General features: G+C 71.5%; 11 protein-coding genes. 1 reads left to right on the forward strand and 10 read right to left on the reverse strand.

Going from position 1 to position 14,573, the window contains the following annotated elements; all coding sequences use genetic code 11:
• Positions 1-4: 4 nt before the first annotated feature.
• The 6 genes from CFK41_RS11695 to CFK41_RS11720 all read right to left on the reverse strand — a co-directional run bounded on the left by CFK41_RS11695 (position 5) and on the right by CFK41_RS11720 (position 6,951).
• Positions 5-406: a hypothetical protein gene (locus CFK41_RS11695; protein WP_096799816.1), complete on the reverse strand. Its 402-nt coding sequence runs from the start codon at positions 404-406 to the stop codon at positions 5-7.
• 11 nt (positions 407-417) lie between these two features.
• Complete coding sequence (gene dapB / locus CFK41_RS11700; RefSeq protein ID WP_096799817.1) at positions 418-1,185, reverse strand: 4-hydroxy-tetrahydrodipicolinate reductase; 768 nt, start codon at positions 1,183-1,185, stop codon at positions 418-420.
• A gap of 68 nt (positions 1,186-1,253) precedes the next feature.
• On the reverse strand, positions 1,254-2,597 hold the full coding sequence (locus CFK41_RS11705) for a M16 family metallopeptidase (RefSeq protein WP_096799818.1): 1,344 nt from the start codon (positions 2,595-2,597) through the stop codon (positions 1,254-1,256).
• 450 nt (positions 2,598-3,047) lie between these two features.
• Positions 3,048-5,300 carry a polyribonucleotide nucleotidyltransferase gene (locus CFK41_RS11710; RefSeq protein WP_151904852.1) on the reverse strand — a complete coding sequence of 751 codons (2,253 nt, stop codon included), beginning with the start codon at positions 5,298-5,300 and terminating at the stop codon, positions 3,048-3,050.
• Between the two features lie 211 nt (positions 5,301-5,511).
• On the reverse strand, positions 5,512-5,781 hold the full coding sequence (gene rpsO, locus CFK41_RS11715) for a 30S ribosomal protein S15 (RefSeq protein WP_096799820.1): 270 nt from the start codon (positions 5,779-5,781) through the stop codon (positions 5,512-5,514).
• A 144-nt stretch (positions 5,782-5,925) separates the two neighbouring features.
• Positions 5,926-6,951, reverse strand: coding sequence for a bifunctional riboflavin kinase/FAD synthetase (locus CFK41_RS11720; protein ID WP_096799821.1), 1,026 nt, complete (start codon positions 6,949-6,951; stop codon positions 5,926-5,928).
• A gap of 412 nt (positions 6,952-7,363) precedes the next feature.
• Between CFK41_RS11720 and CFK41_RS11725 the strand changes: the two genes are divergently transcribed.
• Complete coding sequence (locus tag CFK41_RS11725) at positions 7,364-8,926, forward strand: L,D-transpeptidase family protein (RefSeq protein ID WP_096799822.1); 1,563 nt, start codon at positions 7,364-7,366, stop codon at positions 8,924-8,926.
• Between the two features lie 132 nt (positions 8,927-9,058).
• Here CFK41_RS11725 and truB read toward each other — a convergent pair whose 3' ends face one another.
• The 4 genes from truB to infB all read right to left on the reverse strand — a co-directional run bounded on the left by truB (position 9,059) and on the right by infB (position 14,551).
• On the reverse strand, positions 9,059-10,009 hold the full coding sequence (gene truB / locus CFK41_RS11730) for a tRNA pseudouridine(55) synthase TruB (protein WP_096799823.1): 951 nt from the start codon (positions 10,007-10,009) through the stop codon (positions 9,059-9,061).
• Entirely contained in the window at positions 10,006-10,488 is a 483-nt protein-coding gene (rbfA, locus tag CFK41_RS11735) for a 30S ribosome-binding factor RbfA (RefSeq protein WP_096799824.1), read from the reverse strand. The genes truB and rbfA overlap by 4 nt, the downstream gene beginning before the upstream one ends.
• On the reverse strand, positions 10,485-11,615 hold the full coding sequence (locus CFK41_RS11740) for a TRM11 family SAM-dependent methyltransferase (protein WP_096799825.1): 1,131 nt from the start codon (positions 11,613-11,615) through the stop codon (positions 10,485-10,487). The genes rbfA and CFK41_RS11740 overlap by 4 nt, the downstream gene beginning before the upstream one ends.
• 62 nt (positions 11,616-11,677) lie before the next feature.
• Positions 11,678-14,551, reverse strand: a complete 2,874-nt coding sequence (gene infB / locus CFK41_RS11745; protein ID WP_096799826.1) for a translation initiation factor IF-2 — start codon at positions 14,549-14,551, stop codon at positions 11,678-11,680.
• Positions 14,552-14,573: the final 22 nt, after the last annotated feature.

Raw genomic sequence — 14,573 nt, forward strand, 5'->3', positions numbered from 1 at the left:
GCGCTCAGCCCCGGCTCTCGGCGATCGCCCGACGTGTCGCCATCCTCGCGCCCCTGCGGTCGCGCAGCGATTCATAGGCCAGGGCGAGGCGGAACCAGGCGCGCCAGTCGCTCTCCTCGCCCTCCTGGATCGCCGACCGTGCCGCCTCGAACTCGGCGCGGCGGTCCTCCCCGTCGGCCGTCGCGGGCGGCTCGTACTGCGCCGCGAGCCGCCCTGCGGCCAGGCCGAAGAGAACCTCCCGCCAGGTCACCCACACCGTGAGCAGCAGCAGGATCACGATGGCGAGGGCGAGGCCCAGGCCCAGCGCGCTGCCGGCGCGGAGGAAGCCCCAGGCGATCCAGCCCAGGCCCCAGGCGTAGGCGGCGCTGACCAGCACCAGCAGGACGACGAGGATCCTGTCCTTCATGGGCGGGCGCCTCAGCCGAGGTCCATGTAGCCGTCGAGGCCCACGGTGAGCCCGGGATGCGCGGCGACCTCGCGCACGCCCAGCAGCACGCCGGGCATGAAGCTGACGCGGTCGAAGGAGTCGTGGCGCAGCACGAACTGCTCCCCCACCCCTCCGAACTGGACCACCTCGTGGGCGACCAGTCCACGCTGGCGCACCGCGTGGACGTGGATGCCGTCGACCACGGCACCGCGAGCGCCGTCGGGGTCCTTCTCCGTCGCATCCGGGACGGGGCCGAGCCCGGCCTCCGCCCGGCCACGGGCGATCGCGGCCGCGGTGTGGCGCGCGGTGCCCGAGGGGGCGTCGAGCTTGTTCTCGTGGTGCATCTCGATGATCTCGGCGCTGTCGTAGTAGCGCGCGGCGATCTCCGCGAAGCGCATGGCGAGCACGGCGCCGATCGCGAAGTTCGGCGCGATCAGCACGCCCACGCCCTCCGCGCCCTCGAGCTGGGTGCGCAGGGCGTCGAGGGACTCCTCGGTCCAGCCGGTGGTGCCGACCACGGCGTGGATGCCGTGCTCGACCAGCCAGCGGACGTTCTCGGCGGTGACCGACGGGATGGTCAGGTCGATCGCGACCTCCGCGCCGGCCTCGGCGACCGCGGCGATGTCGTCACCGCGGCCGATCCGCGCGACGAGCTCGAGATCGGCCGCGTCCTCGACGGCGGCGCAGGCGGCGGCGCCCATGCGGCCGGAGGCGCCGAGGACGGCGACCCGGGTGGGACGGGACGGGGACTGGATCATGGGATTCTCCTCGAGGAACGCAGGGGTGGGAGGGACAGGGGGCGCATGGGGTGGGCGCGGGCCTCCGCTCAGCTCTCCGGACCGATCTCGACCCGGGTGCTGAACGAACGCGAGAATCGGGCCGCGAGCGTGGCGACATCGTCGACCCCGACCGCGCCGATCTGCGCGAGGGTCTCGTCGACGCTCGTGTACCGGCCATGGACCAGCTCGATCGTGCCGAGCCTGCCCATCCGGGAGCTGGTGTCCTCGAGACCGAGGGCGAAGGATCCGGTGATCTGGCCCTTGGCCCGCTCGAGCTCGAGCGCCGAGATGCCCTGCTCCCCCATACGCGTCAGCTCCTGCGCGAGCAGCTCGACCACCTGACCGGTACGGCCGGGGCGGCAGGCGGCGTACATGCCGAACAGGCCCGCATCACGGTAGGCGGCGCTGAAGGAGTAGACCGAGTAGGCCAGGCCCCGCTGCTCGCGGATGTTCTGGAACAGGCGGGAGGACATCCCGCCGCCGAGGATCGACATCAGCACCGAGAGGCTGTGGCGGTCCTCGCTGACAACGGTGAGCCCGGGGCCGCCGAGGTAGATGTGGTTCTGCTCGGTGGGGCGGATCAGACGATGCGGGGTGATCGCGGCGACCTCGGAAGGATCCATCACGAGCCCGGCATCGTCGGCGCGATGCACGGCCGGGGTGGGCCGACGGCGCGGCAGAGCCCCCTCGGCCAGCTCCCACCCTCCACGGCGGAGACCCTGTTCAAGAAGCCCGGCGAGCTGTTCATGGTCGACGTCGCCCACCGCGGTGACCACCAGGTTCTCGGGCCGGTAGTGCTCGGTGAAGTGAGCTCGCACGTTCTCGATGCTCAGCGCGCTCACGGACGCCGCGGTGCCGCCGACCGGCCGGCCGATCGCGGTGGCCGGGCCGAGCACATCGGCGAGGAAGGTCTCGTACCCGATGTCCCCCGGATCGTCCTCGGCCATCGCGAGCTCCTCGAGGATGACCTCGCGCTCGGTGACGAGCGCCTCCTGCTCGAGCAGGGAGGCGGTGATCATGTCGGTGAGGACGTCCACGGCCATCGGGATGTCCGCCGACCGGACCCGGCCGTAGTAGAGCGTGTGCTCCTTCGCGGTGACGGCGTTGGAGTCACCGCCCACCTCGTCGAAGGCGGTCGCGATGTCCATCGCACTGCGCCGACGGGTGCCCTTGAACAGGAGATGCTCGAGCACATGGGTGGAGCCAGCATGAGCCGGGGTCTCGTCCCGCGAGCCGACCGGCAGCCACAGGCCGATGCTCGCGCTGCGCACGCTCCGGTCGGTCTGGGTCAGCAGGCGCACGCCGCCGGGCAGGATGCTGCGGCGCACCCCGGCGGCAGGTTCGAGCAGCACATCGGAGCGGGGATCATCGTAGGCGAGGTCGAGAGGCATCGATCGATTGTTCCATGGTCCCGGCGCCCGGCGGACAGGGTGATCTCAGGAAGCCTGTGGAGCTGGGCCGGGTCCAGCCCGCACACTGCCCACGTCACGTCCGGGCCCTCTTCCCCTCCCCGTGTCGTGGGCAGGCGCGCCGTCTCCTCGTCATGGGCGGGCGCGCGCGCGTCCCTCCCCACGTCATGGACGGGCCCATACCGACGCGAGGTGGCATATATGCCACCTCGCGCTGCTATACGCCATCCCGCGTCATCCGACCGCGGCACCTGGCCACCGGGACCGGCCGCGGCGCCCGGCCACCGGGACCGGCCGCGGCGCCCGGCCGCTGGGACCGACCGCTGGGACCGACCGCGGCGCCCGCCCACCGGGACCGGGGATGCAGGAAGGGGAGGCACCCTGGTGGGTGCCTCCCCTTCCGCTGCCGTCAGCCGAGGGCCGGCGGATGGATCACTCCGCGGAGTTCTCCTCGGCCGGAGCGGCGTCGTCGGACTCCGCCTCGTCCTCGATCACCGCGAGGGAGATCTTGCCGCGGGCGTCGATCTCGCGGATCTCCACCTCGATCTTCTGACCGACCTTGGCGACGTCCTCGACGTTGTCGACCCGCTTGCCGTCGTTCAGCTTGCGCAGCTGGGTGACGTGCAGCAGGCCGTCCTTGCCCGGGGTCAGCGAGACGAAGGCACCGAAGTCGACCACACGCACGACGGTGCCGAGGTAGCGCTCGCCGATCTCGGGGACCATCGGGTTGGCGATGGCGTTGACCGCGGAGCGCGCGGCCTCGGCCGAGGGGCCGTCCGTGGCGCCGATGTACACGGTGCCGTCGTCCTCGATGGTGATGTCCGCACCGGTGTCGTCCTGGATCTTGTTGATCATCTGGCCCTTCGGGCCGATGACCGCACCGATCTTGTCGACCGGGACGGTGACCGCGAGGACGCGCGGGGCGTGCGGGCTCATCTCGTCGGGGGTGTCGATCGCCTCGGCGAGCACGCCGAGGATCGCCAGGCGGGCCTCGTGGGCCTGCGACAGCGCACCGGTGAGCACGGCGGCCGGGAGGCCGTCGAGCTTGGTGTCGAGCTGGATGGCGGTGACGAACTCGCTGGTGCCGGCGACCTTGAAGTCCATGTCGCCGAAGGCGTCCTCCGCACCGAGGATGTCGGTGAGGGCCGCGTAGCGGGTCTCGCCGTCGACGGTGTCGGAGATCAGGCCCATGGCGATGCCGGCGACCGGGGCGCGCAGCGGCACACCGGCGTTCAGCAGCGACAGGGTCGAGGCGCAGACGGAGCCCATCGAGGTGGAGCCGTTGGAGCCGAGGGCCTCGGAGACCTGACGGATCGCGTAGGGGAACTCCTCGCGGGTGGGCAGCACCGGCACGATGGCGCGCTCGGCGAGCATGCCGTGGCCGATCTCGCGACGCTTCGGGGAGCCGACGCGGCCGGTCTCACCGGTGGAGTACGGCGGGAAGTTGTAGTGGTGCACGTAGCGCTTGCGCGTGACCGGACCGAGCGAGTCGATCTGCTGCTCCATCTTGAGCATGTTCAGCGTGGAGACACCCATGATCTGGGTCTCGCCGCGCTGGAACAGTGCGGAGCCGTGCACGCGCGGGAGCACCTCGACCTCGGCGGAGAGCGCGCGGATGTCCCGCAGGCCGCGGCCGTCGATGCGGACGCCGTCGGTGAGGACCTTCTTGCGCACGACCTGCTTGGTCAGCGAACGGAATGCACCGGAGACCTCCTTGTCGCGCCCCTCGAGCTGCGCACCCTCGGCGGACAGCTCGGCGACGACCTCGGAGAGGAGCTCCTCGGTGCGCTCCTCGCGCTCGGTCTTGGCGGCGATCGACATGACCTCGGCCAGGCGATCGGCCGCGGCGGCCTCGACGATGCCGTAGGCGTCCTCCTGGTAGTCCAGGAACAGCGGGAACTCGCGCACCGGCTTGGCGGCCTTGGACGCCAGCTCCTGCTGGGCGACGCAGAGGCTGCGGATGAAGACCTTGGCGGCCTCGAGGCCCTCGGCCACGACGGCCTCGGTCGGGGCGATCGCGCCCTGCTCCTTGATGAGGGTCCAGGCGTTGTCGGTGGCCTCGGCCTCGACCATCATGATCGCGACGTCGTCCTCGACGATGCGGCCGGCGACGACCATCGAGAAGACGGCCTCGTCCAGCTGCGAGAAGGTCGGGAAGGCGACCCACTGGCCGCCGCCCTGGGCGTCGGGCATGAGCGCGATGCGCACGCCGCCGATCGGGCCCGAGAAGGGCAGACCGGAGATCTGGGTGGAGGCGGAGGCGCCGTTGATGCCGACGACGTCGTAGGCGTCCTCGGGGTTGTTCGCCATGATGGTGAGCACGACCTGGACCTCGTTGCGCAGGCCCTTGACGAAGGCGGGGCGCAGCGGGCGGTCGGTCAGGCGGGCGGCGAGGATCGCGTCGGTGCCGGGGCGTCCCTCACGACGGAAGAACGAGCCGGGGATGCGACCCGCGGCGTACATGCGCTCCTCGACGTCGATCGTCAGCGGGAAGAAGTCGAAGTGCTCCTTCGGCTTGTTCGAGACGGCGGTCGCCGAGAACACCATGGTGTCGTCGTCGAGGTAGACGGCGACGGCGCCGGCGGCCTGCTGGGCCAGCCGACCGGTCTCGAAGCGGACCTCGCGACGGCCGTAGGAGCCGTTGTCGATGACTGCGGTGGTGGCGGTGATGTCGGGGCCTTCCATGGCCATGTGACTCTCCTTGGATGAAGGGGTGCCCTGCCGGTGCGGCCTTCGTCAGTCACCCGCGGCGGCCGGACCCCGATGTCAGGGTCCTGCTCCGAAGGTCACTGCCGAGGACCGAACCTGGTCGGGGCGGTGGACGGGCGACCCGCCGTCCGAGGACGACGGGCACACGAAACCGCCGCCCGCCCTCAGGGGCGAGCGGCGGCGATCGTCAGCGGCGGATGCCGAGACGCTTGATCAGCGAACGGTAACGCTCGATGTCGACGCCCTGCAGGTACTGCAGGAGGCGCTTGCGCTGACCGACCAGCAGCATCAGACCACGACGCGTGTGGTGGTCGTGCTTGTGGGTCTTGAGGTGCTCGGTCAGGTAGGTGATGCGATGGGTGAGGAGCGCGACCTGGACCTCGGGCGAGCCGGTGTCGCCCTCGGTGGTCCCGTACTCCTTGATGATCTGCTGCTTCGTAGCGGTGTCGAAGGCCATGGCTCTCCTGGGTCGTTGCGCGGCGCTCCGGACCTGATGCCCGGGCTCTGGGTCGAACGGCCCCGGCACGCGCGTGCCTGGAGGCAGGTGCGATGACGAGGAGGATCCGCTCTCCGCGGCCGATGTGACGGCGCTGGCAGGATATCAGTCGGCGGTGCCGGGCCGGGACTGCTCCGTCGCGAGAGTGCGGCGGGTCACCTCGACGTCCCGGTCCATCTGCTCGACGAGGGATTCGACCGAGTCGAACTTGAGCGTGGGCCGCTGGTAGTCGACGAATTCGAGCCGCACGAGATCGCCGTAGAGGTCCAGCTCGTGATCGTCGTGCACGTAGGCCTCGACGGTGCGGCGGGGGCCGCTGTCGGGGTCCTCGCCCTCGAAGGTCGGGTTGGTCCCGATGGAGATGGTCGCAGGGGCCCCTGCCAGCGGCTCGACCCCGAGGTGCGCGGGATCCTGCTCGGTGACGGTGAGGTATCCGGCGTACACGCCGTCGGCGGGGATGAGGCCGGCCGGGGCCGGGCCGAGGTTCGCGGTCGGGAAGCCCAGCTCGCGACCGCGACGGAAGCCGTGGTGGACCACATCGGTCACGGTGTGCAGGCGGCCCAGCGCACTGTTCGCGGCGGCCACGTCCCCCTGGAGCAGGTCGTGGCGGATCCCGGAGGAGGAGATGCGGCCCGAACCCGCGCCCTCCGGTCCCATCTCGTCGACAGTGACGACCTCGAAGCCGTATTTCACGCCGAGCTCGCGCATGGTCTCGATGGTGCCCGCGTTCGCGCGACCGAAGAGCGCGTCCTCCCCGAGGACCACGCACTTCGCCCCGAGACCCTCGACCAGGAAGATCCGCACGAACTCCTCGGGCGAATGCTGCGCGAAGTCCAGCGTGAACTCGAGATCCAGGACGCCGTGCATCCCGGCCAGGAGCAGCAGGCGGTCGCGGTCCTCATGACCGGTGAGCAGCGGGGTGCGCGAGGGGTCTCCCATCACGTGCCGCGGATGCGGCCAGAAGGTGATCGCCACAGGTGCCAGCGACCGCGCCTCGGCATGGTGACGCAGCTGGTCCAGCACGAAGCGGTGCCCGCGGTGGACGCCGTCGTAGTTGCCGATCGAGACCGCGGTGGGTCCGAGCTCAGCGGGCACCTCCTCGACGGAGTGCCAGATGGGGACGCGGGTCACGACGCAGTCATGTCCTTCCGGGGACGGGTGCGCTCTCGGCGCGGGGCGAGGGAGCTGGGCCGGGCGGCGACCCCGGGCGGCCGGGACACCGGGCGGCCGGTGCGACGGCGGGGATCGCCGGTGCAACTGTAATGCCGTCGCCGCCCCTCCTGGACGGCCACGGCCGCGGAGCTCGTCACCATCGGCCGGCCCGCCCTGATGCGGAGAGGGTGATGACGGACCGCAGCACATCCGTCGTCACATCGGGGCCGCCGTTGCGAACCTGTGACGAATCTCGGGCAGGTCGCCATATCGTGCGCGGTACCCCTCCACTACCCTGAAGGGCAAGGCGGCGCCGGGGAGGGACCCCTGTGCCCTCCCGCACATACCTGCGGGGGCAGTCACGACGGCCGCCGAGATCGGATCTGAATCCATGACCAACGTGACCCACACGGCCTCGCTGGGCGGTCGCAACGGGCGTCGCCGAGTCGCTCTGCTGATCGTGGCCATCCTCGCCGTGCTCGCCGTCGTCCTCACGGGCGGCGCCCTGGCCTACGCCAAGCAGTTCGACGGCCGCGCGCTCCCGGGCACCACCGTGCTCGGGCAGGACGTCGCCGGCAAGACGCCGGAGGAGATCTCCGCTCTCGTCACCGAGCGCGCCGAGTCCGTGAAGGTCACCGTCACCGCCGGCGACCAGGAGCTCGAGAAGTCGCTCGCCGACCTCGGGGTGAGCGTCGACGCCGACGCCACCGCGAAGGCCGCCGTCGACCGCGACGATTCCCTCCCCGGTGTGCTCTCGTCGACCTGGTCGGGCGAGCACGCCGTGAAGCCCGTGGTGACCGTCGACGAGAGCGCGACCGCCAACTTCGCCGAGGGCCTCGTGCCCAAGGACAGGACGACCCCGGTGGACGCCTCCGTCACCTTCGATGAGGACGCACAGACCTGGAAGGCCGTGCCCGGCCAGCCCGGCCAGGGCGTGGACCCGAAGCCGCTCGTGGCCGCCGTGGCCGAGAAGGCCCCCGCGCTCGAGGACTTCTCCGTCGAGCAGACCATCGAGGAGATCGCTCCGGCGATCACCACCGATGAGGCCGAGGAGGTCGTCGGCTCGATCTCGAAGCTGCTCGAGCAGCCCATGGCCATCAAGGGCGCCGACGGCGAGACCCACGAGGTCTCCGCCGAGCGCCGTGCCGGCTGGATCTCGGTGGCCCCTGCCGAGGACGGCCAGTCCCTCACCATGACCGTGGACGAGGAGTCCGTGCGCGAGTGGGTCGCCGCCCGCGCCGATCAGGACGCCGTCGAGGCCGAGGACGGCATCGAGCAGGTCGACGAGGACGGCAAGGTCGTCAAGGTCGTCACCGAGAAGAAGGACGGCCTGTCGGTCACCAACACCGACAAGGTCGCCGACGACCTGATCACCGCCATGAAGGGCATCACCCCCCTCGAGGCGACCTTCGAGTCCAAGAAGGTCGAGGCCGAGGTCGAGCAGGTCGACGCCCCCAAGGACGAGAAGGACGAGGACGAGAAGGCCGAGGACAAGAAGGACGACGAGAAGAAGTCCGACGACGAGAAGGGCACCTCCGACGAGGAGGACGAGCCTGCGGCCGAGCCCACCGGCGAGAAGTGGATCGACGTCGACCTCACCAACAAGACCGTCACCGCCTATGTGGGCGACACCCCGGTGTGGGGCCCGCGCTCGATCGTCGACGGCAAGAAGGGCAATGAGACGCCCACCGGCACGTACGACATCTACCTGCGCTACGACCGCCAGGACATGACCAACGCGGCGTTCTACCCCGAGGATCACCCGAAGTACTACTACACCAAGGATGTCCCCTGGGTGCAGTACTTCCACCACGGGTACGGCTTCCACGGCGCACCGTGGCGCTCGTCCTTCGGGTACTCCGGATCGCACGGCTGCATCAACATGACGGTCTCCGATGCGAAGTGGCTGTACGACTGGGCCAGCATCGGCACCAAGACCGTGGTGCATCGCTGATCACCTGAGCGGCGGCGCAGTCCCCCCGACGCACAGAGGAAGGGCCCTTCCCGGGAACACCGGGAAGGGCCCTTCCTCTGTGCGTGATGGGCTCCGAGCGACGGCGTCGCCACCCTCGAGCCGCCCAGCGGATCAGCAGCGTGCGGGAGGCGGCACCACCAGCGCGGGGCGCCAGGAGTCCCCGTCACGGGCCAGGATCGCGATCAGGCGTCCGGCGGCGTCGAGGGCGGCGACCGGAGGCTCCTCGCCGGCCTGGGCGGCTCGCGGGAGCGGGCCGGGTGTCGGCGCGACCTCTGCCGTCGAGCGGATGCGACGGCCGGAGCCGAGCGCCTCGACCTGCTCCGCGTCGACCCTCAGCGTGGCCAGCACCCGGGAGGCGATCTCCCTCAGCCCGTGCAGAGGGAGCTCGACGTCGTCCCCCTCCCCCCGAGCCGGGACGTGCAGGGCGTCCTGGACCGAGAAGGGTCCCACCGCGGTGCGGCGCAGGGCGGTGAGATGCCCGCCCACGCCCCGCGCTGCGCCGAGGTCCCGAGCGAGGGCGCGCACGTAGGTGCCCGAGGAGCAGTCGATCACCGCATCGAGATCGAGGTGCGGCCCGTCGGTCGCACGACCGGTCACCTCGAAGCGGGAGATCCGCACGGGCCGGGCGGCGAGCTGGACGTCCTCCCCGGCGCGGGCGCGGGCATAGGCGCGCTTCCCGTCGATCTTGATCGCGCTCACCGTGGACGGCACCTGCTCGATGTCTCCCCGCAGGGCGCCGAGCGACTCCTCGATCTCCGCCTCGGAGAGGGCGGTCGCGTCGACGACCTCGCCGAGCTCCTCCCCCTCGCGGTCATCGGTGGTGGTGGCGCGGCCGAGCCGGATCGTGGCCTCGTAGGTCTTGTCGAGGCCCACCAGATAGGTCAGCAGACGCGTCCCCTGGCCGACGCCGAGCACCAGCAGGCCGGTCGCCATCGGGTCGAGCGTGCCGGCATGGCCCACCTTCTTGGTGCCCAGCAGCCAGCGGACCCGAGCGACCACGTCGTGGCTGGTGCGCTCCGGGGCCTTGTCGACCAGCAGGATGCCGTGCGGGGCGGAGGTCACGCCTGGCCGCGGTCGGTCTCGTCGTCGGAGAGCGACGAGTCGTCGCCGTCCTCGTCCTCCTCGCGCGGCTTGCGGTAGGGATCGGCCTCGCCGGCGTAGGCGGCGCCGGCCTTGGCCTGCTCGAGCTCGGCGTCGCGCCCGCGGGCCTCGGAGAGGAGGTCCTCGATGACGCGGGCGTTCTCGGGCACCGCATCCGCGATGAACTCGAGGGTCGGGGTCAGGCGCACGCCGGTCTGGCGCCCCACCTCGCGGCGGAGCATCCCGGTGGCGCTGGCGAGGGCGGCCCCGGTCCCCTCCCGCTCCTCGTCGGTGCCGAAGACGGTGTAGAAGAGCGTCGCGTGCTGGAGGTCGCCGCTGACGCGGACATCCGTGATCGTCACGAACCCGAGACGCGGGTCCTTGACCCGGGTGTCGAGCATCGTCGCGACGATGACCTTGATGCGGTCGGCGAGCTTGAGGGCGCGGGGGCTGTCGTTCATGGGGTCTGATTCTCCTGATCGGCGGCGAGAGCGGAGAGCTGCTCGACACGAGGGTGGTCTGCGGGGACCGCGAGCAGGACGTCGCGGTCGATGGACTGGTCGACTCGGTGGCGGAAGGCGCCGTCGGCGCTGAGCACGCGCAGCCCGGACTCGGCGAGGACCGCCGAGGCCTGCTCGTGATCGAGGGTGCGGCGGTTCACGGCCAGGGCCACGCCCGCGCCGTCCCGCAGCAGGCGCCGCCATCCTGGGGCGGCCTCGCGCAGCACCTCGAGGGGCGAGCGCTGCCAGGTCCCGCCGGCGCGGGATCCATGCTGGACGCCGTAGGGCAGATCGGCGACCAGCGCGTCGACCGAGGCCGCCGGCAGCAGGGCGCCGATCCGGGTGGTGTCGCAGCCGAGCACGGTGAGGCGCTGGCCGCCTCCGGCGCGGAAGGACTGCTTGTCCGGGGCGAGCTCGACCTCGAGCCGCGTCCCGAGCTGCTCGCCGCGCACGGTGAGCCGGGTGGAGTCCAGGGTGTGCTTGTACCGGTGGTCCTTGAGCCAGGTGCCCAGGAAGGCGCGGTAGGCCTCGACGTCCTTGCGGTCGATCTCCGCCCCGATCGGGCTCAGGCCCAGGCGCAGGGCGCGGTTGAGCGTCGTGCCCCGGCCGCACAGCGGGTCCAGCAGCGTGAGCGTGCCGTCGAACAGGCCCGCTCGGCGGGTGGACAGGGCTGCGGCCAGCGAGATCAGGAGCGCGGTGAACTGCTCGTTGGTCTTGCCCGGGTAGCGGAGGATCGTCTCCAGATCCGCGGGATGATGCAGGATCCCGGGCAGCGCACGCGGACGCAGCAGCGGTCCCTCCGGATCCGCGGCGGGCTCCTCGACCACGTCGAGCACCCCGAGCGTGGAGGAGAGCGAGCCCAGCAGCCGCCCGAGCTGCTCGGGGTCGTCCTCCGGGGAGGCCCCGTCGGCGCCGAGGCTCACCTCGAGGGCATCCATCCCGCCGACAGTCCGCTCCCGGAGGGCGGCGGACCTGCCCAGATGCGCGCCGAGCACCCAGTGCGCCTCCGCACGTGCGAGCGCACCCGCGGCCTGCGCGTAGACGCGATTGGCCGAGGGTGCGCGCAGGACGAGGGACACCTGGGTCATCGTGGGCTCCTCCCCCGTCGGGCGCGTCCGGGCGTCCCGCAGGACGCCCGGCCGCCGCCTGATCAGATGCGAGGCTTCTCCTGCATCTCATAGGTGGTGATGTGGTCCTCGAGCTGGAGGTCGTTGTACGAGCCCAGGTTGATGCCGCACTCGAAGCCGTCTCGGACCTCGGTGACATCGTCCTTGAACCGACGCAGACCCGCCACCTCGATGTTCTCGGCGACGACCACACCGTTGCGGGTGATGCGAGCCTTCGCACCGCGCTTGATGATGCCGCTGCGCACGATCGAACCGGCGATGTTGCCGAACTTGGAGGAGCGGAAGATCTCGCGGATCTCCGCCGAACCGAGCTCGACCTCCTCGTACTCCGGCTTGAGCATGCCCTTCAGGGCGGACTCGACCTCGTCGATGGCGTTGTAGATGACCGAGTAGTACTTGATCTCCACGCCCTCGCGGTCGGCGTAGTCCGCGTTCAGACCCTCGGCGCGGACGTTGTAGCCGATGATGACCGCGTTCGAGGCGACGGCGAGGTTGATGTTGTTCATCGTGATCGCGCCGACGCCGCGGTCGATGATGCGCAGATCCACGCCCTCGCCGACCTCGATGCCGAGCAGCGACTCCTCGAGCGCCTCCACCGCACCGGCGGCGTCACCCTTGAGGATGAGGTTGAGGGTCTCGACCTTGCCGTCGGCCATGTGCTGGTTGATGTCCTCGAGGCTGATCCGCTTGCGGACCTTCGAGAGCGACGCGGCGCGCTTGGCGGCCTCGCGCTTCTCGGCGATCTGGCGGGCGGTGCGCTCATCCTGGGCGACCAGGAAGGAGTCACCGGCGCCGGGCACCGAGGTCAGACCGAGCACCTGCACCGGACGGGACGGACCCGCCTCGGTGACGGTCTCGCCGTTCTCGTCGAGCATCGCACGGACACGGCCATGGCCGGTGCCGCAGACGATCGCGTCGCCGACATGCAGGGTGCCCTGCTGGACCAGGACGGTCGCGACCGGGCCGCGACCCTTGTCCAGGTTGGCCTCGATGGACACGCCGCGCGCGTCCTTGTCCTCGACGGCGGAGAGCTCGAGAGCGGCGTCCGCGGTGAGCAGGACCGCCTCCAGCAGCGCGTCGATGTTGACGTTCTCGCGAGCGGAGACATCGACGAACATGGTCTCGCCGCCGTACTCCTCCGCGATCAGGTTGTACTCGGTCAGCTGCTGTCGGATCTTCTCCGGGTTCGCATCGGGCTTGTCGATCTTGTTGACCGCGACCACGATCGGCACGTTCGCCGCCTGGGCGTGGTTGAGCGCCTCGATGGTCTGGGGCATCACGCCGTCATCCGCGGCGACCACGAGGATCGCGATGTCGGTGACGTCCGCACCACGGGCACGCATGGCGGTGAACGCCTCGTGACCCGGAGTGTCGATGAAGGTCAGCGCACGGGGCTGGTCCTCGTGCTCGACCTCGACCTGGTACGCACCGATGTGCTGGGTGATGCCGCCGGCCTCGCCCGCGCCGACCTTCGCCTTGCGGATCGTGTCCAGCAGGCGGGTCTTGCCGTGGTCCACGTGGCCCATGACGGTGACCACCGGCGGACGCGGCACGCGGTCCTCGGCGTCCTCGGCGTCGAGCTCGGCATCGAGATCGATGTCGAACTGCTCGAGCAGCTCGCGCTCCTCGTCCTCCGGGGAGACGATCTCGATCTTGTAGCCCAGCTCCTCGCCCAGCAGACCGAAGGTCTCCTCGTCGAGCGACTGGGTCGCCGTGGCCATCTCGCCCAGGGCGAAGAGGACGGTGATCAGCGACGCGGGATTGACGTCGATGCGATCGGCGAAGTCGGACAGCGAGGCACCGCGGCGCAGACGCACGCTCTGGCCGTTGCCGCGCGGGATCGAGACGCCACCCGGCGCCGGAGCCTGCTGCTGCTCGAACTCCTGACGCTTCGCGCGCTTCGACTTGCGCGAGCGCGCCGGCTTGCCGCCACGGCCGAAGGCACCCTGGGTGCTGCCGCGACCGCCGCGACCGCGGGGGCCGCCGCCACCGCCGCCGGCGGGACCGGCACCGGGACCGCCCGGACGACCGCCGGGGCCGGGACGACCGCCACGGCCGCGACCGGCGCCGCCGCCCTGGTTGGCGTCGGCGAGGCCGCCGCTGGAGTGCTGGCGCATGATGCCGGGCGTGGGCATGCCGGGACGGGGTGCACCGCCGCCGGGACGCGGAGCGCCGCCCTCACGAGGAGGACGGCCGCCGGCCTGGTCACCGGCCGCCGGACGCGGCGGGCGCTGGCCCGGACGGGGCATGCCCTGCGAGCTGGCGAAGGGGTTGTTGCCCGGGCGGGCACCGCCGGGACGGGGGCCGCCCTCGCCGCGCGGCGCACGGCCGCCGCCCTGTGCGGGCTTGCGGGAGCCGGGACGCGGCATCCCCTGCGAGCTGGCGAAGGGGTTGTTGCCGGGGCGGGCACCGCCGGGACGGGGCGCGGGGCGCTCACCGCCGGGCTTCGGCGCGGAAGAGGGCTTCTCCGTCGCGGCGGGCTCGGTGGCGGGCTCGGTGGCGGGCTTCGCCGCGCCGGGCTTCGGCGCGGTGCTCGGTGCCTCCTCGGCCGGGGCCGGGGCGGATGCCGTCGGGCTCGGCGCGGGGGTCTCCGCCTCGGGGGCCTTCGGGGCCGGCTCGGCGGCAGGCTTCGGCGCGGGCTTCATGCCCGGCTTGGGCGCGGAGCCGCCGGGGCGCGGGGCGCCGGAGGACTTGGGGGACGAACCGGTGCCGCTCGCGGATGCGGAGGCGTCGCCGCCCTTGGCGGGCAGCTCCTCACGCAGACGGCGGGCCACCGGGGCCTCGATGGTCGAGGAGGCGGAACGGACGAATTCGCCCATGTCCTGCAGCTTCTGCAGAACGATCTTGCTCGGGTGTCCGAGCTCCTTGGCGAGCTCGTGGACGCGGACCTTAGCCACATTTCTCCTGTCTCGGTCCGGC

It is taken from the genome of Brachybacterium ginsengisoli, assembly GCF_002407065.1.
In the GTDB taxonomy this organism is placed as follows: domain Bacteria; phylum Actinomycetota; class Actinomycetes; order Actinomycetales; family Dermabacteraceae; genus Brachybacterium; species Brachybacterium ginsengisoli.

Bases quoted from the DNA above. Each gene is read 5' to 3' on its own strand.
- CFK41_RS11695 (WP_096799816.1), bottom strand. From the start codon at position 406: ATGAAGGACAGGATCCTCGTCGTCCTGCTGGTGCTGGTCAGCGCCGCC.
- dapB (WP_096799817.1), bottom strand. From the start codon at position 1,185: ATGATCCAGTCCCCGTCCCGTCCCACCCGGGTCGCCGTCCTCGGCGCC.
- CFK41_RS11705 (WP_096799818.1), bottom strand. From the start codon at position 2,597: ATGCCTCTCGACCTCGCCTACGATGATCCCCGCTCCGATGTGCTGCTC.
- CFK41_RS11710 (WP_151904852.1), bottom strand. From the start codon at position 5,300: ATGGAAGGCCCCGACATCACCGCCACCACCGCAGTCATCGACAACGGC.
- rpsO (WP_096799820.1), bottom strand. From the start codon at position 5,781: ATGGCCTTCGACACCGCTACGAAGCAGCAGATCATCAAGGAGTACGGG.
- CFK41_RS11725 (WP_096799822.1), top strand. From the start codon at position 7,364: ATGACCAACGTGACCCACACGGCCTCGCTGGGCGGTCGCAACGGGCGT.
- rbfA (WP_096799824.1), bottom strand. From the start codon at position 10,488: ATGAACGACAGCCCCCGCGCCCTCAAGCTCGCCGACCGCATCAAGGTC.
- CFK41_RS11740 (WP_096799825.1), bottom strand. From the start codon at position 11,615: ATGACCCAGGTGTCCCTCGTCCTGCGCGCACCCTCGGCCAATCGCGTC.